We start from the raw sequence: 17,728 nt of genomic DNA, 5'->3' as shown, positions 1-17,728 counted from the left end.
CACAACTTTCTGGAAATCTGTCGGACTCAAGGACGCAGGCCGGACCGGGAAAGGTTCTGCGCTCAGCAGCCGTGGCTGATCTGGGCACAGGTCTGCTCACCCCAGACCAGCTGGAAATCGTTCACGACCGCGCCGGACGCGGACACCAGGCGGACCCGGATCTTGGTCGCCGATGGACCGCCCGGACGGATGTGCTCTGAGACATGGCGCATCAGCCAGAAGGCACCATCGACCTGGGCGTCCTCGGTCGCGCCGTCGGGGAAGGTGTATCGGATCGTCGCCACGCCGTCGGGCAGCATCCCGCCGGCCCAGTAGAGCTCGCGCTGACCGGCTGCGAGGGTGATCTCGTTGTCGGCAACCGCGAAGGCGTCCGTGTCCTGTGCGCTCGGCTTCTGCAGCCGCTCGGGCTTTCGTGCCGACACCTGCGGCCCGAACGTGTTGTCGCACACCATCCAGTAGCGGCTGTCCGCGATCATGATCGTGGTTCCGGACTCGTCGCTCAGCAGGCTTCGCCGGGTGGCGCCGGTGCCGGGACCTGGCTCGCCGTTCAGCGCCGCCCTGCAGGTCGCCGCCGTGATCGGGACCGCGCCGGGCGTGCTCCCGAGGCCGGGGGTGATTGCGCTGCCCTTCGGGATCTGTGGCGTCGTTGTCGGGGCGCTGGGTGACACGAGCGTCGTCGGTCCGGGATCCGCGGGCTCCGGAGCCTGGCCGAGCAACTGGCCGCCGGCCAGGATTCCACCGGTGGCGACCCCGCCGACCACGACCGCCGCGATCGCGGCAGTGGCGAGGCCGCGGACCTTGCGCCGGCGACGCGCTCCCGCGATCATGCGCGCGGGGTCGAGCGGCGCGATGGTGCCATCCGGAGCCAGGGCGGACCGGAGGTCGTCCTCGGTCGCCGTACTGCCCTTGTCGTTCATGCTCGCTCTCCTACGTAACTGCCGCTCAGCTCGGGAGCGACCCGCAGCTTCGCCAGCGCCCGCGCGTTCGTGCTCTTCACCGTGCCGACCGCCACCCCGAGGACCGCCGCCGTCTGCTGCTCGGTGAGGTCCTCGACATACCGCAGTACGACGACCGCACGCTCGCGCCGGCTCAATGCCGCCAGGGCCGCGCCGACCGCGAGCCGGCGCTCGACCGCACCGGACGGATCGGCCACGGACCTGCCCGCGCCCGCGCCGGAGCGGTCCGGGTCGGACAGGCCGACGTACAGGTCCAGCTCGACCGCGTCACCGCTCGGCCGCTCGCGCCACGGCCGGCGTCGTACCCAGGACAGGTGCTGGTTGACCACGGCCTGCCGGATGTAGCCGAACGGGTCGGCCATCTCGATCCGGTCCCACCGCAGGTACGCCTTCTCCAGCGCGGTCTGCACCAGGTCCTCCGCCAGGCCGGCGTCGCCACAGAGCATCCGCGCGAAGTGCACCAACCGCGCGGACCTGGCCAGCACGAACGCCGTGAAGTCGTCGTCGCGACTTCCCGAAGCCGCCATCTGCTCTCCGTCCTACCGTCCTCACACAGAGGACGCCGAACGGCGGTGAATGGTTCTCCGGATGCTGAAGATCAGTGGCGGTCGGTGGGTGACGCGACCCCGGAGGCGACCGCGGACCCGGCTCGCTCGGCCGGAGCGGTGTCCGGTGAGCGGGGCCCGGCGCCGGGATGATCGGGCGCGGCAGCAAGTGCGGGACGGGCAGCGTGTCGGCGGCCAGGCGGACGCGGTTGCGGCCGGCGGCCTTGGCGGCATACATCGCCCGGTCGGCGCGGAGCAGCAGGTCGTCGACGGTGCTGCCGTCGGCCGGATAGACGGACACCCCGATCGAGACGGTGAGGCGGAAGGTGTCGGGGTCCAGATCGGGCTCGTCCAGGACGCCGGCGCACATCGCCGCGAGCGGGCTGGCGGCGACCGCGTTGCGGAGCCGGTCGGCGGTCACCGTGGCCTCGTCGATCCCGGTGCCCGGCAGCGCGATCACGAACTCCTCACCACCGAACCGGCCGATCACATCCTTCGCCCGGATCGCACTGCGCAGGATCGTCGCGACCGCGCGGAGCGCCTCGTCGCCGACCAGGTGCCCGTGCCGGTCGTTGACCTGCTTGAAGTGGTCGATGTCGATCAGCAGGACCGCCATCGGCTCCCGCTGGTTCCGCGCGGTGCGCAGCATCTCCTCGGTCCGGCGCCGCCACCAGTCGACCCGGGTGAGGCTGGTCTTCGGGTCGGTCTGCGCCTCGGTCTCCAACTGGCCGAGCAACAGGGCCCGCTGCGCGGTCAGCGTGATCGGGATCGCCACGAACGCGAACCAGGGGCTGATCAGGCACGCCGCCGCGAGCAGGCAGCCGAGGGTTGCGGCCGTCGCGTCGGTGCAGAGATCGTCGAGCCCGCCGATCGCCTCACGCCGGCTGCTGCCGGGGATGATCAGCGAGATCGCCAGTCCACACAGGACGGTGTCGGTCACGACGTACGCCATCGCGCCGGCCACCATCGAGATGGCCAGACCGAGGCCGCTGCCGCCGGTCAGGTCGCGGGCCATGACGAAGACCGCGTGCGCGGCGCCGACCGCGAGCACGTACACCGCGGTCGAGAAGGCCCAGCGGTACGGGATGCACTTGCCGGCCCGGATCCGCCACCAGATCCGGAGCAGGACGGCGACCAGGATCGCCAGCCCCGGATGCAGCACCAGGGCGGCCGCGATCATCCAGGCCGGGGCGAGGTCCTTGTGCAGTGCTCCGCCCCGGCGCCGCCGACTCTCCACCCGGCGAGCACCCTCGACCGCGATCAGCGCCGACGTGGTCAGTGCGAACACCACATCCAGCCCGCGCCAGCTCGGCAGGTCGGTGAACGCGTGCACGGCGTACCCGATCGCGGCCAGGTCGACCAGCACCACGACGGCGAACGCCGGGACCGTCAGGGTCCAGAGCGACCAAGAACGTACCGCTCGCCTACTCTGCGCAACCATCCGTCCCACCGTACGACGAGTAAGCGTTTCGTCCCAATCCGCGACGGCGCGCTGTGGACTACGAGTTGGAAACGATGGCTGATGATTGATGATTCAGTCGTTTGATCAACGATCAAACGACGGCTTCCCTGTCTGCACAGGGATTACTTGCGCCGGCGTGCGGAGCCGAACAGGCCGCGGACGATCTCCCGGCCGGCCGAGCGGGCGAACTGTTTGAAGGCGGACGAGCCGATGACCTGTTCGACCATGGACTTCTCCTGCTTCTGGGCGCGCGGCTTCGGGGCCTCTTGCTGTTGCTGCTTGGCCTGCTCCTCGGCCTCCGCCTGCTCAGCGCCCGCCTGCACCTTGGCGGCGAGCTTCTCGTACGCCGACTCCCGGTCGATCACCTCGGTGTACTTCGCGTTGTTCGACGACCCCTGGACCGACGCGGTCATCTGCTCCGCCGACGCCGGCGCCATCAGCGACTGCGGCGCCCGCAACCGGGTCCACGCGACCGGCGTCGGCGCACCCTTCTCGTTCATCACCGTCACGATCGCCTCGCCGATCCCGAGCTGCGTGAGGACCTCACCCAGGTCGTACGACGAGCTCGGGAAGGTCGACACCGTCGCCTTCAGCGCCTTCGCGTCGTTCGGCGTGTGCGCCCGCAGTTGGTGCTGGACCCGCGAACCGAGCTGCGCGAGTACGTCGTCCGGAACGTCCTTCGGGGTCTGGGTGACGAAGAAGACGCCGACACCCTTCGACCGGATCAGCCGGACGGTCTGCGCGATCGAGTCCAGGAACGCCTTGGACGCGTCATTGAACAGCAGGTGCGCCTCGTCGAAGAAGAACACCAGCTTCGGTTTGTCCACGTCGCCGACCTCAGGGAGGTCGTGGAACAGGTCGGCCAGCAGCCACATCAGGAAGGTGGAGAAGACGGCCGGCCGGTCCTGCAGGTTGGGCAGCTCCAGCAGCGATACGACGCCCTTGCCGTCGCGCTGCTGCATCAGGTCCGCGGTGTCGAACTCCGGCTCCCCGAAGAACGCCTCGGCGCCCTGGTCGGCGAACCCGATCAGCGACCGCAGGATCACCCCGGCAGTCGCCGCGGACAGTCCGCCGAGCTCCTTCAAGTCGTCCTTGCCCTCGTCGGACGTGAGGTGCTGGATGACCGACCGCAGGTCCTTGATGTCGAGCAGCGTCAGGCCGGCCTTGTCGGCGTAGTGGAAGATCAGCCCGAGCGACGACTCCTGGACGTCGTTCAGCCCCAGCACCTTCGACAGCAGCACCGGCCCGAACGACGTGATCGTGGCCCGGATCGGGATCCCGGTGCCCTGCCCGCCGAGCGCGTAGAACTCGGTCGGGAAGCCGGACGCGGTCCAGTCCTGACCAATCGACTTGGTCCGGGACAGCAGCTTGTCGTTCCCCTCGCCCGGCTGGGAGATGCCGGACAGGTCGCCCTTGATGTCGGCGGCGAACACCGCGACACCGGCCGCGGACAGCTGCTCGGCCATCAACTGCAACGTCTTCGTCTTACCGGTTCCGGTGGCGCCGGCGACCAGGCCGTGCCGGTTCACCATCGACAGTGGGATCCGGACCGCGGCCTCCGGTGTCGGCTCGCCGCCGACCAGCAGCGCGCCGAGCTCGATCGCCGCTCCCTCGAACGCGTACCCCTGCTTGACGGTCTCCAGGACGTCGCCTGTCTCGGCCATGTCAGCGTGCCTTTCCCCGGTTCGACGGAACTACCCGCTGCGCATGCTAGCCCTCCGGAGTCACCGCATCACGACTACACGCGTCGCACCCGCCGCGAAGGACCAGATGGTGGCGGACATCGACGCCGAGACCCGGATGCAGCCGTGCGAGGCCCGGTAGTTCGTGCCGAGCAGGTAGTCGGCGTGGATCTGCCTTCCGTTCGACTTGTACGTCGGGATCTGGTGGAAGCCGATCCCGCACGGCGCGAACCGGACGAAGTTGTTCAGGTAGAGGCTCGCGCCGTCGGTGTTCTTCCGGATCCGGGCCGCGCGGCCGCACTTGGCGCCACTGGTGTAGTTCCCGGCCTTCAGGTACGTCGGATTGTCGATGATCCCGCCCTGCCGGACGATCTTGCCGCGGGCATCGACGAGCCAGACCCAGTTCTGCGTCTGGCTGATCACGATCCGGCGACCCGTGCCCGACCGGCGTGGCACGGCCCGGACGTCACACCGTTTCGCGGTCGACGCCATCAACCGCGCGTACGTCGTACTGGTCAGCGAACCGGTCTGGCTCAGGACGTTGGCGGACTGGAATCGCACCGTCGCCGCCTGCGTCATGGCGCCGACCTTGCCGTCCACCGGGCCCGCGCCGCAGCCGATCGCGTTCAGCCGGGTCTGGGCCGCTCGCACCTGGGACACGGTGATCGCGTCCGCCGGCAACGTCGCACCGAGAGCGACGACCGTGACTGTCGCCGTCGCGAGACCGAGTTTGGAAAGAATTCGCATGCGTTAACCCCCCTTGATCGCGGGTGCGGAGTCCGCTCCCGCTGCTCCTCATCCTCTGGGACGCCGGACGGCGGCGAAAGGTTGAGCGGCCCTTGTGGTCTGTTCCGGTGACATTTGTGACCTCTCACAAGACCTTTTACCCCGCTAGACTTCGGGGGGTGATCTTCAAGCGCGTCGGGGAGGAACGGCCGTACCCGGACCATGGGCTCAAGCCGAAGGACTGGTCGTCACTGCCGCCACGGCAGGTGCGGCTGGACGAGCTCGTCACGACCAAGGGCACCCTGGACCTGAACGCGCTGCTCGACGAGGACTCCACTTTCTACGGCGACCTGTTCGCCCATGTCGTCGAGTGGAAGGGTGAGATGTTCCTCGAGGACGGTCTGCACCGGGCCCTGCGGGCCGCGCTGCAGCAGCGTCTGGTCCTGCACGCCCGGGTCCTGGTTGTGGACTGACCCATGTCTGCTCACGGGGGTTGAGCCGATGACCGCGATCCATCCGCAGCCGAGGCCGCACTCGCGGATCCGCTGGCGCACGCCGGTGACGATGGTGATCCTGCTGGGCATCCTGGTCGGCGGCGGCTGGTGGGGGTGGAACTCCCTGGTCAACAGCAGCGCCGAGCCGACCTGCGTCGAGCAGAAGCTGCCGAACAACCGGCTGGTGCCCAAGCAGGTCGTGCTGAACGTCTACAACGGCGGCGCCAGGGCGGGCTCGGCGCAGCGGGTCGCCGACGCGCTGAAGAAGCGCGGCTTCAACATCGGCAGGGTCGCGAACGAGCCCAAGGGCGACAAGATCGACGTGGCCTCGATCCGCGGTGCCGGCGACAACGCGCCCGAGGTGCTGCTGGTCGCGGGCCAGCTGAACCAGAAGGCCCTGATCGTCGCCGACGGCCGCACCGACCACACGGTGGACCTGGTCATCGGTGCCGGCTTCGGCTCGGTCCGCCTCAAGGGCCTCCCCTCGGTCGGCGTCCCGGCTGACAGCACCGTCTGCCTCCCGGTGATCCACACCCCGCAGCCGGTCCCTTCAGGCCAGAACCCCAACTAGAGCTGTTCGCGGCCGCGTTCGCCGAACCAGCCGGCCAGGCGGCCGGCCCGGCTGACCGCCCGCAGCCGGCGCACGGTCTGGTCGCGGAGGGGGCTGGGGGCAACGACCAGGAGCGAGTCGTTGGCGCGCAGGACGGTCCGCCGGTCCGGGACGAAAGCCTGGTCACCCCGGATGATCAGGGACACGGACACGCCGGCCGGCAGGCGGAGCTCGCCGATCTCGACACCCGCCAGACGCGACTCGCTGGGCACGTACACCTGGAGCATGTCGGCGCCGAGGGACTCCAGCGGCGCGACGTCGATGTCCACCTCGTGCGCGGCGTTCTCGTCGAGCACCCCCAGCCGGCGCGCCAGCCAGGGCAGCGAAGGCCCCTGCAGCAGCGTGAAGAGCAGGACCAGGACGAACACCACGTCGAAGATCCGGACCGCCTGCGGCACGCCCTCGGCGAGTGGGATGGTCGCGAGCACGATCGGCACCGCCCCACGCAGGCCTGCCCAGGAGATGAACGCCTGCTCACGCCACGGCACCCGGAACGGCGTCGCCGACACGGCCACCGACAAGAATCGGCCGACCACGGTCACCGCGATCCCGATCACCAGCGCGACCAGTACGTCGTTCAGCCGGAACCGGCCCGGCGACGCGAGCAGCCCGAGCATCACGAACAGCCCGATCTGCGCCAGCCACGCCAGCCCGTCCACGAACGACCGCGTGGCCATCCGGTGCGGCAGCTCCGCCCGTCCGAGGACCAGCGAGGTCACGTAGACCGAAGCGAACCCGGACACGTGCAGCAGCACCGACCCGCCAGCGTACGAAATGATCGCCAGCGACAAGACCGCCAGCGGGTACAGACCAGCGGAGCTGAGCGCGATCCGGCGGATCAGGCCGACGCTGAGCCACCCGATCACGAACCCGAACAGCGCGCCGATGACGAGCTCGTAGAGCACCAGGCCGCTGAAGTACAGCAGGCCCTTCTCACCGACCTCGCCCGTGCTGACCAGGGTGACCAGCAAGACGGTCGGGGCGTCGTTCAGACCGGACTCGGACTCCAGCGCACCCCGCAACCGCGGTCTGATCGGCACCTTCCGCAGTACCGAGAAGACCGCGGCCGCGTCCGTCGGCGACGTGACAGCGCCGAGCAGTACGGCGATCTGCCAGTCGAGGCCGAGCACATAGTGCGCCACGCAGGCGACCACCGCCACGCTGATCGCCACCCCGACGGTCGCCAGGACGACGCCCAGCGGCATCACCGGACGGACTTCGTTCCACCGGGTGGTCAGACCGCCCTCGGTCAGGATCACCACCAGCGCCGCGAACCCGAGCGCGTGCGCCAGTTGCGCGTCCTCGAAGTGGATGTGTCCCGGCCCCGACTCGCCGAGCACGAGCCCCATCCCGAGGTAGATCAACAGCGACGGGAGCCCGAGCCGCCCGCTCAACCGCACCGCGACGACCGCGACGAGCAGCACCACAGCCCCGGCCAGGAGAATCCGATCGAGCTCCGCAACGTCCATGGTGGGGCCCCCTCGTCGCGTCAGGTCCCGAGCAAGGTCCAGAGAGACGAAAACCCTGACGCATCACACAGCATCAGGGTCTCCGGCTCTCTTCCACCCTCGAGGGGCGGTTGGCGGTGGCGGAGGGATTTGAACCCTCGGACGGGGGTTGCCCGTCACGCGCTTTCGAGGCGCGCTCCTTCGGCCGCTCGGACACGCCACCGCCGCAGAGGCTATCAAGGTCTGTGCCCGATAAAGAAATCGCGTAGCCGCGCGCCCGCCTCGTCGGCCATCACGCCGCCCACGACTTCCGGCCGGTGGTTGAGCCGCCGATCCCGCACGACGTCCCACAACGAGCCCACGGCCCCCGCCTTCTCGTCGTACGCGGCGAAAACCAGCCGCTCCAGCCGGGACAGCACGATCGCGCCGGCGCACATCGTGCACGGCTCCAGCGTTACGACGAGCGTGCAGCCCGTCAGCCGCCACTCGCCGACGTGCTTGGCGGCGTCCCGGATCGCCAGGACTTCGGCGTGCGCGGTCGGGTCGCCGGTCAGCTCCCGCTCGTTGTGACCACGGCCGATCACCTCGCCGGAGGAGTCCACCACGACCGCCCCGATCGGTACGTCGGGCAGCGCCTTCTCGCCCTCGTCCAGCGCGAGGGTCATCAACCGCGCCCACTCGCGCCGCAGCGCCGGACTAACCAAGGGCCTCGATCGCCTCGTGGAACTGGTTGCCGAACCCCAGTACCTCGGCGATCTCCTCGAGCATCTCCTCCGGGTAGAGGTCGACGTCGTCGCACAGCGCGCCCAGATCCATCGCGCTCAGGCCGAGGTCCGCGATGATCGCCAGGTCGCCGGCCGGAACCTGTTCGTCGTCGTCATCCGCGAGCGGGATGTCGAGTTCGTCGACCACTTGCCGGGCCAGCGGCCACTCGGTCGCCGCGGTCACGTCGGAGATCAGCAACCGGGCCCGGCCGCCGAGCACGCGCAGCAGGATGAAGAAGTCCTCGTCGACCGAGATCATCCCGAGCACGCCCGCCTCGCCCGGGTACCGCAGCAGTGCCGACACCAGCGTGGACAGGTCGGGCTCACCGCGGAGCACCAGCGGTGTGACGGTCCAGACCCCGTCCTCGGTGTACGCGGCGACCGCGAAGTCGAGATCCGTGGTCATCGGCCCAGCCGTGGCATCAGACACCGCCTCATCGTCGCAGACTCCCGCCGGACACGGGAGGTATTGGTGATCTCGACGCGATATCAGTAGCCCTAACGATCAGTGATGATACGTCGCTCTGCGCATGGCCTCACGGAGTTGCCGGACCCGGGCCCGGCGGGTGCGATCCGGTCACGGAGGGCGCGGGCTTCCTCGAGCTCCCGCAGGAACGCGGCCCGCCGGCGAAGGCGGTCGAGCTGCTCGGGAGTCTTCGCGGTGCTCTCGGTCATCGGCGTACTCCCTGGGGGGCGAGGCAGGGCAGATTCCAATGCACTTTCGAGTCTGGCAGCGAGCGCACTTTCCCGCGCCGAATCGCCGACGGTACCGTTCCGGCTTATGCAGATCCTCGTCGTGGACCACCCGCTCGTCGCCCACAAGCTCACCGCGCTGCGGGACGAGCGCACGGACTCACCCACGTTCCGGCGGCTGACCGAGGAGCTCGTCACGCTGCTCGCCTACGAGGCGACCCGGGACGTCCGCACCGGTCCGGTCACCGTCCAGACCCCGGTCGCCGAGGCCCAGGGCGTCAAGCTGACGGCGCCGAAACCGCTGGTCGTGCCGATCCTGCGGGCCGGCCTCGGCATGCTCGAAGGCATGTCCCGGCTGCTGCCGACCGCCGAGGTCGGGTTCCTCGGCATGGTCCGCAACGAGGAGACCCTGACGGCCTCGACGTACGCCGAACGGCTGCCGGAGGATCTGTCCGGTCGCCAGTGCTACGTGCTCGACCCGATGCTGGCCACCGGCGGCACCCTGGCGGCGGCGATCCAGTTCCTGGTCGAACGCGGCGCCGACCACATCACCGCGATCTGCCTGCTCGCCGCACCCGAGGGCGTGCAGCGCATCGAGCAGGAGCTCGCCGACCTCGACGTACCGTGCAACCTCGTGATCGCGGGGATGGACTCGCACCTGAACGAGAAGGGCTACATCGTGCCCGGCCTGGGCGACGCCGGCGACCGCTTGTACGGCGTCGCCCAGTAGCCGCTAGACGAGCGTGTCGCGGTAGAAGAGGTTGGCTCGGCGGTCGCCGGTGACACCGGAGGCGAACCCGAAGCACAGGCGGGGGCTGCCCAGGTGGCCGACGTACACGCCGACGCCCTCGGCTTCGCGGTAGACCAGGTCGGCGCCGTCGAGGATTCGCACCGACTCGACGACCTCGCCGGAGTTGATGTCGTAGGTCCATAGCTTCGACGTCGCCAGGGCCGGGTCGGGAGTGCCGGCGTACGCCTCGCCCTCCCAGAGATAGACGTACGAGCCATAGAGGGCCCAGCCCTGGAAGTCGATCCCGGCCGTCATCGTGGGTTGCTTGAACGACGCGAGCACCCGCGAGAAGTTGCCCACCCGCGCAGCCGCGAGCGAGTACACGTTGATGTGGAAACCGTCCGCCAGCGTGTGCCGGATGGCGATCCGGCCGTGCCGCTGATCCACCGACGGCGTGAACACGGCTCCGTCGGCGACCGGCTTCCAGCTCCGCAGCGTCGGGGAGTCCTTGGTCAGAGTGGCGCCGTTCTGCCAGGGGAAGCGGGCGATCTGCCGGCCACGGGCGTTGGCCGTGTCCACGTCGGTCTCGGTCCACAGGTACGTCGTCCGCCCGACGGTCTCGGCGCCGATCGAGACGGCGTGCCCGAAGCCGGACAGGTACATGTGGCCGGCGACGTCTCCGTCGAGGCTGAGCTGAGTGAGCGTGAGGTCACCGCTACTCGCGGGCGACCCGGCGCGCAGTTGGCCGGCGAACAGTCGCCGGTTCGGGCTGTCGAAGGCGATCGACTGCATCACCGTGACGTCGGCCAGCGGCTTGCCGGTGAACAGCTCGCCGCCCGGCCCGTCCAGGGCGAAGCGTCGAGTGGGCAGCAGGGCGAACGGGCGGGCAGCGGCGGTAGGTGCGCCGACGGCACCGGCGGCGAGCAGCGCGCCGGCTCCGGCGAGCAGCCCACGGCGGGAAAGTTTGTCCATAGGAGCCGACCGTAAGCGTCTTACCGTGAACTGTCAGTAGTTCGCACGAAATTTTCTGCTAACTACTCAGCAATTGATGTTAGAAGCTGGCTGGAAGATCGGCCGACTCGAGCGAAACGAGCTGGGCAGGGGTCGGGGCCGTGAGGTCGGACAGGCGGTGGGCCTGCCGTTCGGTCATCGCCTGGAAGATCTGCCGGGCGGACCGGCCGTTGCCGAACCCCTCGCCGCGGGGCAGTTGCTCGAACAGCTCCGCCAACGCCGTACGCGCGTCGCCCGACAGCTCGTACTGGTGCTCGCGGGCCTGGTACTCGACGATCGCGACCAGCTCGGCGGCGGTGTAGTCCTCGAACATCAGCGTCCGGGTGAACCGGGACGACAGACCGGGTTGGAGCCGATGAACCGGGACATGTCGTTGACGTAGCCGGCCACGATCACGACGAGGTCGTCGCGGTGGTCCTCCATCAGCTTCACCAGCGTCGCGATCGCCTCCGCACCGAAGTCGTTGCCGATGCCAACGGGTGCCAGCGAGTACGCCTCGTCGATGAACAGCACACCACCGAGCGCCTGGGTGACTGCCGCGGTGGTCTTCGGTCCGGTGTGACCGACGTACTCGCCGACGAGCGCGGTCCGCTCGACTTCGACCAAGTGGCCGCGGCGCAGCAGGCCGAGCGCCTTGAGCACCCGCCCGTACAGCCGGGCCACGGTGGTCTTGCCCGTGCCGGGGTTGCCGGCGAAGACCAGGTGCCGGCTCAGCGGTGGCGCGGGCAGACCGGCTTCCTGCCGCATCCGGACCGCCTGCATCAGCTTCACCATCGACTGGACGTCGCGCTTCACCCGATCCAGGCCGACCTGCTCCTCGAGCTCGGCCAGCACGTCCTCGAGAGTCTCGTCATCGGGCGGCATGCTCTCGTCGAGGGCCCCGGCCGCGGTGACGGCGGGCGCACCGGCAGCGGCAGCCACGGCCTGAGCAGCCATCGGTACGCCGTCGACCGTGCAGTCCTCGAACACCGGATTCGCCCCGTCCTCCTGGCCGATCGACTCGACGCAGCAGCCACCGGCCGCGGCGGGCGCGTCGGCGGTCGCGTTGCAGAGCGACGCATCGAACCGCTGCATCGACGTACAGAACGCGACCGACGGCGTCGGCCGGGACGGAACGCCCTTGCAGCTATGGGATTGCGCGACCGCCCCGAACCAGCAGTGGACCTTCCAGCCCGACGGATCGGTCCGGTCGATGGGCCTGTGTATGGACCTCGCCTGGGCGTCGACCGCCGAGGGCACGCAGGTCCAGCTGGTCAACTGCAACGGCGGCTGGGCCCAGAAGTTTGCCCTCAACAACAATCACGACCTGGTCAACCCGACCGCCGACAAGTGCGTCACCGCCGACACGACCGCGAACGGCGGCCGGCTGACCCTGCGTTCCTGCAACGGCGCCAGCAACCAGAAGTGGCACAAACCCTAGAAGGCGTAGGGGTACGGCGACCAGTCCGCGGGACGCTTCTCCAGGAAGGAATCGCGGCCCTCGGCGGCCTCGTCCGTACCGTAGGCGAGGCGGGTCGCTTCGCCGGCGAACAACTGCTGCCCGACCAGCCCGTCGTCGATCAGGTTGAAGGCGTACTTCAGCATCCGTTGCGCGGTCGGCGACTTCGCGCAGATCTTCTTGCCCCACTCGAGGGCGACCGCCTCCAGCTCGGCGTGCGGCACGACCTTGTTCACCATGCCCATCCGGTACGCGTCCTCGGCGGAGTACTCGTCACCGAGGAAGAAGATCTCCCGCGCGAACTTCTGCCCGACCTGCCGGGCCAGGTACGCCGATCCGAAGCCACCGTCGAACGACGCCACATCGGCATCGGTCTGCTTGAACCGTGCGTGTTCCGCGGACGCCAGGGTCAGGTCCGCGACCACGTGCAGGCTGTGCCCGCCGCCCGCGGCCCACCCCGGGACTACGCAGATGACGACCTTCGACATGAAGCGGATCAGCCGCTGCACCTCGAGGATGTGCAGCCGGCCGGCCTTCGCCGGGTCGATGGATTCGGCCGTCGTACCCTCGGCGTACTTGTAACCGTCCTTGCCACGGATCCGCTGGTCACCACCCGAGCAGAACGCCCACCCGCCGTCCTTCGGTGACGGGCCGTTGCCGGTCAGCAGCACACAGCCGACGTCGGACGACATCCGCGCGTGGTCCAGCACCCGGTACAGCTCGTCCACGGTGTGCGGCCGGAACGCGTTGCGCACCTCGGGCCGGTTGAACGCGATCCGCACCACCCCGGCGTCGACCGCCCGGTGATAGGTGATGTCGGTCAGGTCGAACCCGTCCACCTGTTTCCAGGCCGATGGGTCGAAGATCTCGGAAACAGTCACCCCGCGAGCATATTTCAGGCCTTCGCGGTGCTCTCCCGCAGGACGACCTCGGCCTTGAACGTCTCGGTCTTCGGCTCGCCACCCTCGATCGCGAGCTCGAGCGCCCGCCGGCCCATCTGCTCCAGTGGCAGCCGTACCGTCGTCAGCCCCGGCCACACGTCCCGCAGCGTCGCGATGTCGTCGAATCCGGCGACCCCCAACTGACCCGGTACGTCGACTCCGCGCGCACGCAACGCGGACATCGCACCGACCGCCATCACGTCGTTCACCGCGAACACACAGTCAACATCGGCGTGCCGATCCAGCATCACCTCGGCCGCGGCGTACCCGCCGTCACGAGTGAACTCACCGGCCTCGACAACCACCGGCTCCAACCCGGACTCGGCCAGACCCTCGACGAATCCGACTCGTCGGTCACGTGCCGTCGCCAGCGTTTCCGGTCCACTCAGTACGGCGAACTTCCGCCAGCCGAGCCCGACCAGCTCGCGGGCCAGCGCCGCCGCGCCGGAACGGTTGTCCGGCTCGATCGTGTGGGCCGGCATCCCGGACTGGCTGACCAGCGCCAGGCCGGCGCCGGAATTGAGGAACGTGTCGACCTCGGTCGCGGTCCGGGCCAGGCTCTCGGCGTCGGTCCGCCGGCTGCCGATCATCACCGCGGCCCGCGCCCGCTGCGCCCGCAACGACGACAGGTAAGCGATCTCGCGCTCCGCGTCCCGGAACGTGCTGGCCATCATCACCAGCAGATGGCGTTCGTCGGCGGCACGCATCACGCCGTTCGCGATGGCGGCGAAGTACGGGTCCTCGATGTCGTGGACCAGGATGCCGACCACGTTGGTCGACGATTTCGCCAACGCCTGCGCCTGCGCGTTCGGCGTGTAGCCGAGCTCGTCGGCGGCGGCCTTGACCCGCTCCTGCAACTCGGGACGGGGAACCCGGTCCCCGCCGTTGAGCACGCGAGAAGCGGTCGCGACCGACACGCCCGCGCGCTGTGCCACGTCCAGCAATGTCACCGGTGCTCGCAGATTCACTGGCCTACCCTTTCCTGCTCTCCCCCTGCGGGTGGTGGCGGTCACCTTATCGGAACCAGTGTCTCGTCACGCTCTGTCGCGGGGAAGTGCCGGGCAATCTCGGTAGAACCTGGCTTTGCGGCGCGGGAGTGACTAGCCTTCCCAGCCATGACGACCGTCCGCGCCAGGATGACGATCCTGGTCTCGTCCACTGTGCTCAGCCTCGCGACCGTGACGGGTCCCGCCGTGGCTGTCCCGACCCCGGATGACCCCTCCGGAGCCCCCGCTCCGGCCGCTCCGAGCCTGCCCGCGCACGTCGACGCGGCGACCAAGAGCACCCAGCCGGTCTACGACTACTCTTCCGCGATCCGCGAGTCCGTGTACGTCGACACCACTATGGACACCGACTCCGACGGCAAGGACGACGTGATCGCCGTCGACATCGTCCGCCCGGTCGAGACCGTGCTGACCGGCGTACGGATCCCGGTCATCATGGACGCGTCGCCGTACTACTCCTGCTGCGGTCGCGGCAACGAGAGTGAGAAGAAGACGTACGACGAGAACGGCATCATCCAGCGGATGCCGCTCTACTACGACAACTACTTCGTTCCGCGCGGCTACGCGATGGTCGGCGTCGACATCGTCGGCACCGGACGCTCGACCGGCTGCGGCGACGTCGGCGGCAAGGACGAGATCGACTCCGTTGTCGACGTCATCGACTGGCTGAACGGACGCAACACCGCACACACCGCCGACGGGCGGCCGGTGAAGGCGACCTGGACCACCGGCGCGGTCGGCATGATCGGCAAGTCGTACGACGGAACGCTGGCCAACGGTGTCGCGGCGACCGGAGTCAAAGGCCTGAAGACGATCGTGCCGATCTCGGCCATCTCCTCGTGGTACGACTACACCCGCTCCGGCGGCGTACCGTACTCGGACGACTACATGCCCTGGCTCGGCGGCTACGTCGGTCACGACAGCCCCGCGTGTGAAGCGGTCCGCGCCGAGCTCGGTGACAACGACGATGACGACACCGGCGACTACACCGCGTTCTGGGCCGAGCGTGACTATCTGAAGGACGCGAGCAAGGTGAAGGCGTCGGTCTTCATGACGCACGGCCTGAGCGACTACAACGTGCAGACCATCCACTTCTCGCAGTGGTGGGCCGCGCTGGCCAAGAACAACGTTCCCCGCAAGCTGTGGCTCGGCGTCGAGGACCACGTGGATCCCTTCGAGTTCCGCCGCGACGAGTGGGTTGACGAGCTGCACAAGTGGTTCGACTACTGGTTGCAGGGCTTGCAGAACGGCGTGATGAAGGAGCCGATGGCATCGGTCGAGACGTCGCCCGATGTCTGGCGCAACTACAAGACCTGGCCGGCCGTGAACCGTCCCGTCTCCGTGCCACTGTCCGCCGGCAAACTAGGTGCTCTGGGCAAGGGATCCGTCACGATCACCGACGACCCCGACCTGACCGAGGACGATATCGTCGCCGACCCGTCCGAGGTGATCGCCGGCCGGCAGATGTTCCTGTCCGCGCCACTGCCGGTGCCGATCCGGATCAGCGGTACGGCGTCCGTCACGCTGCGGATCAAGTCCGACTCGGTCACCACTCCGGTCACAGCCCGCCTGATCGAGTACGGCGACGCCGCCCGGTACTCCGGCATCCGCCGTACCGACCAGAGCACCTGCGAAGGCGCGAGTACGGACTATGACGACAGCTGCTATTACACGGTCCAGAAACTGACCACCCAAAGCGACCACGGCATCGTCAGCCGCGGCTGGGTCGACGCCGCCCACAGCAAGTCCCTGAGCAAGCCCACCCCGCTCACCCCCGGCCAGTGGACGACCATCACCGTCCCTCTTCGCGCCCAGGACGAGGTCATCCCCAAGGGCCGCATCCTCGGCCTGGCCATCACCCTCTCCGACACCGAGTGGACCAGCCCCAACGACACCGGCGCCACCATCGACATCGACCTGGCCGGCAGCAAACTCAACCTCCCCGTCACCTCCGGCAAACTAACCGCCCCCACCAAGCTCCAACCAATAGACGTAGACATCACCACCCCCTCCCAACGCCCCGACCTCCACGACCCCACCAACTAACCCCGGCCCTTCGCCGGCCCCGGCTCGTTTCGCCCACCCCGGGCCTTTCGCCGACCCCGAGCCCGGTTCGCCGAGTCATGGATTGGCGGCTGCCCCAGCCCCTCGCCGAGTCGTGCACAACGGCTGCCCTTGGGCCGACCGCTCCCCGGGGCTGCTTTCGCCGAGTCGTGAGGTTCGGCTGCCGACACGCCGACTTCCGCAACCCGCATCCACGACTCGCGGTTTCACGGTCCAGCCGAACGCCACGACTCGATGGGCCTGTGGATAAGCGGAGCAGGGGAGGGGTGGAGCCGGGAAGATGGAGCCATGTTGTTCACGGCGGCGCAGGCGCGAGTGGGTGGGATCTCCCGCGGAGTCCTGCGCGGAGTGGGCTACCGGCGAGTGCTGGGCCCCGTGTACGTCGCCGCACACGTCGCAGTGACGCCCCGCCTGCTCGCCGAGGCCGCATTGCTCCTGACGCCCGAAGCAGTCGTGAGTCACCACACCGCGCTGACTCTGTGGGACGCCGACGGCCCGACCGACAACGACGTACATGTGAGCGTCCAACGCGATCCCCACCGAACGCTCCCACGAATCGACGGCCTGCGCGTCCACGAAGTACTCAACCTCGAGCGCATCATGAACGCCGGGCTACCGCTGACCCCTCCCGGCCGCACATTCCTCGACCTAGCACCGCACTCCGACCTGACCGAGCTCGTGACAGCCGGAGACTCCCTCGTACGACGTACACACGCCGAGCCCGCGCACCTGATCGACCTCACGTCAGCGGCGATCGGCGTACGAGGCGTCCGCTTGGCCCGAGAAGCGGCCGCACTCGTCAGACGTGGAGTCGACTCACCGATGGAATCGCGTCTGCGACTCCTCCTCGTCCTCGCCGGCCTCCCCGAACCGCAAGTCGCCCACGACATCCACGACTGCGACGGAGGCTGGCTGGCGAGACCCGACCTGGCCTACCCCAACCTCAAGATCGCGATCGAGTACGACGGCCGGCACCACCTCGTCGACCTCCGTCAGTGGAGACGCGACATCCGCCGGCGCGAGAACCTGGAACGCGAAGGCTGGCTGCTCCGCGTCGTCACCGCCAACGACCTCCTCCATGCCCCCGCCACCGTCGTCGCCCGCATCACCCAGGACCTCGACGCTCGCCGCCACCCACTCGCCGCCTGAGCCCAGAAGGG

At 69.0% G+C, this 17,728-nt stretch carries 19 protein-coding genes, 1 tRNA gene and 1 pseudogene; 6 read left to right on the top strand and 15 right to left on the bottom strand.

The features are described 5' to 3' along the window. Positions 1-62: 62 nt before the first annotated feature. From AB0E63_RS12875 to AB0E63_RS12855, 5 genes and pseudogenes are all read right to left on the bottom strand, one after another. A complete protein-coding gene (locus AB0E63_RS12875; protein ID WP_360364818.1) occupies positions 63-917 on the bottom strand; it encodes a hypothetical protein in 855 nt (284 codons plus the stop codon). Then, entirely contained in the window at positions 914-1,402 is a 489-nt protein-coding gene (locus AB0E63_RS12870; RefSeq protein ID WP_360364816.1) for a sigma-70 family RNA polymerase sigma factor, read from the bottom strand. The genes AB0E63_RS12875 and AB0E63_RS12870 overlap by 4 nt, the downstream gene beginning before the upstream one ends. Positions 1,403-1,706: 304 nt before the next feature. Further along, positions 1,707-2,453, bottom strand: a pseudogene (locus tag AB0E63_RS12865) (GGDEF domain-containing protein); the annotation flags it as partial. 632 nt (positions 2,454-3,085) lie between these two features. Then, complete coding sequence (locus tag AB0E63_RS12860) at positions 3,086-4,627, bottom strand: helicase HerA-like domain-containing protein (RefSeq protein ID WP_360364814.1); 1,542 nt, start codon at positions 4,625-4,627, stop codon at positions 3,086-3,088. 60 nt (positions 4,628-4,687) lie between these two features. Beyond that, positions 4,688-5,392 carry a L,D-transpeptidase family protein gene (locus AB0E63_RS12855; protein WP_360364812.1) on the bottom strand — a complete coding sequence of 235 codons (705 nt, stop codon included), beginning with the start codon at positions 5,390-5,392 and terminating at the stop codon, positions 4,688-4,690. A gap of 158 nt (positions 5,393-5,550) precedes the next feature. Here AB0E63_RS12855 and AB0E63_RS12850 point away from each other — a divergent pair, with 158 nt between their 5' ends. Together AB0E63_RS12850 and AB0E63_RS12845 are read left to right on the top strand one after the other, a co-directional pair. After that, positions 5,551-5,844 (top strand): type II toxin-antitoxin system VapB family antitoxin, encoded by a 294-nt coding sequence (locus AB0E63_RS12850; protein ID WP_360364810.1) that lies wholly within the window; start codon positions 5,551-5,553, stop codon positions 5,842-5,844. A 28-nt stretch (positions 5,845-5,872) separates the two neighbouring features. Continuing rightward, positions 5,873-6,436, top strand: coding sequence for a LytR C-terminal domain-containing protein (locus AB0E63_RS12845; protein WP_360364808.1), 564 nt, complete (start codon positions 5,873-5,875; stop codon positions 6,434-6,436). Here the strand turns inward: AB0E63_RS12845 and AB0E63_RS12840 are convergent. The 5 genes from AB0E63_RS12840 to AB0E63_RS12820 all read right to left on the bottom strand — a co-directional run bounded on the left by AB0E63_RS12840 (position 6,433) and on the right by AB0E63_RS12820 (position 9,362). Continuing rightward, positions 6,433-7,944: a potassium/proton antiporter gene (locus AB0E63_RS12840; RefSeq protein ID WP_360364806.1), complete on the bottom strand. Its 1,512-nt coding sequence runs from the start codon at positions 7,942-7,944 to the stop codon at positions 6,433-6,435. The genes AB0E63_RS12845 and AB0E63_RS12840 overlap by 4 nt on opposite strands. Before the next feature lie 111 nt (positions 7,945-8,055). Next, positions 8,056-8,146, bottom strand: a tRNA-Ser gene (locus AB0E63_RS12835). Positions 8,147-8,159: 13 nt separating this feature from the next. Beyond that, complete coding sequence (locus AB0E63_RS12830) at positions 8,160-8,588, bottom strand: nucleoside deaminase (RefSeq protein WP_360364804.1); 429 nt, start codon at positions 8,586-8,588, stop codon at positions 8,160-8,162. A gap of 31 nt (positions 8,589-8,619) precedes the next feature. After that, on the bottom strand, positions 8,620-9,117 hold the full coding sequence (locus tag AB0E63_RS12825) for a tRNA adenosine deaminase-associated protein (RefSeq protein WP_360364802.1): 498 nt from the start codon (positions 9,115-9,117) through the stop codon (positions 8,620-8,622). Between the two features lie 68 nt (positions 9,118-9,185). After that, entirely contained in the window at positions 9,186-9,362 is a 177-nt protein-coding gene (locus tag AB0E63_RS12820) for a hypothetical protein (protein WP_360364800.1), read from the bottom strand. A gap of 106 nt (positions 9,363-9,468) precedes the next feature. Between AB0E63_RS12820 and upp the strand changes: the two genes are divergently transcribed. Then, the gene (gene upp / locus AB0E63_RS12815) at positions 9,469-10,110 is read left to right on the top strand and encodes a uracil phosphoribosyltransferase (RefSeq protein WP_360364798.1); all 642 of its coding nucleotides are present in this window, start codon (positions 9,469-9,471) and stop codon (positions 10,108-10,110) included. 3 nt (positions 10,111-10,113) lie between these two features. On the opposite strand, the gene AB0E63_RS12810 is transcribed toward upp, so the two are convergent. From AB0E63_RS12810 to AB0E63_RS12800, 3 genes are all read right to left on the bottom strand, one after another. Continuing rightward, a complete protein-coding gene (locus tag AB0E63_RS12810; protein ID WP_360364796.1) occupies positions 10,114-11,082 on the bottom strand; it encodes a hypothetical protein in 969 nt (322 codons plus the stop codon). Positions 11,083-11,161: 79 nt separating this feature from the next. After that, positions 11,162-11,434, bottom strand: a complete 273-nt coding sequence (locus AB0E63_RS12805; RefSeq protein WP_360364794.1) for a hypothetical protein — start codon at positions 11,432-11,434, stop codon at positions 11,162-11,164. Further along, positions 11,434-12,195: an AAA family ATPase gene (locus AB0E63_RS12800; protein ID WP_360364792.1), complete on the bottom strand. Its 762-nt coding sequence runs from the start codon at positions 12,193-12,195 to the stop codon at positions 11,434-11,436. The genes AB0E63_RS12805 and AB0E63_RS12800 overlap by 1 nt, the downstream gene beginning before the upstream one ends. Between AB0E63_RS12800 and AB0E63_RS12795 the strand changes: the two genes are divergently transcribed. Further along, entirely contained in the window at positions 12,167-12,541 is a 375-nt protein-coding gene (locus AB0E63_RS12795; protein ID WP_360364790.1) for an RICIN domain-containing protein, read from the top strand. The two genes, AB0E63_RS12800 and AB0E63_RS12795, sit on opposite strands and share 29 nt — an antisense overlap. Here the strand turns inward: AB0E63_RS12795 and AB0E63_RS12790 are convergent. Both AB0E63_RS12790 and AB0E63_RS12785 read right to left on the bottom strand, forming a co-directional pair. Further along, positions 12,538-13,440, bottom strand: a complete 903-nt coding sequence (locus tag AB0E63_RS12790) for a 1,4-dihydroxy-2-naphthoyl-CoA synthase (RefSeq protein WP_360364788.1) — start codon at positions 13,438-13,440, stop codon at positions 12,538-12,540. The genes AB0E63_RS12795 and AB0E63_RS12790 overlap by 4 nt on opposite strands. Before the next feature lie 14 nt (positions 13,441-13,454). Beyond that, positions 13,455-14,468: a LacI family DNA-binding transcriptional regulator gene (locus AB0E63_RS12785; RefSeq protein WP_360364786.1), complete on the bottom strand. Its 1,014-nt coding sequence runs from the start codon at positions 14,466-14,468 to the stop codon at positions 13,455-13,457. A 147-nt stretch (positions 14,469-14,615) separates the two neighbouring features. Between AB0E63_RS12785 and AB0E63_RS12780 the strand changes: the two genes are divergently transcribed. Both AB0E63_RS12780 and AB0E63_RS12775 read left to right on the top strand, forming a co-directional pair. After that, positions 14,616-16,550 (top strand): Xaa-Pro dipeptidyl-peptidase, encoded by a 1,935-nt coding sequence (locus AB0E63_RS12780; protein WP_360364784.1) that lies wholly within the window; start codon positions 14,616-14,618, stop codon positions 16,548-16,550. Between the two features lie 306 nt (positions 16,551-16,856). Next, entirely contained in the window at positions 16,857-17,717 is an 861-nt protein-coding gene (locus AB0E63_RS12775) for a hypothetical protein (protein WP_360364783.1), read from the top strand. Positions 17,718-17,728: the final 11 nt, after the last annotated feature.

Origin of the sequence: Kribbella sp. NPDC026596, from assembly GCF_040638415.1 — a bacterium.
Lineage (GTDB): Bacteria > Actinomycetota > Actinomycetes > Propionibacteriales > Kribbellaceae > Kribbella.
The sequence above is the reverse complement of the archived record's forward strand: the minus strand, read 5'-3'. Positions and strand labels throughout refer to the sequence as shown.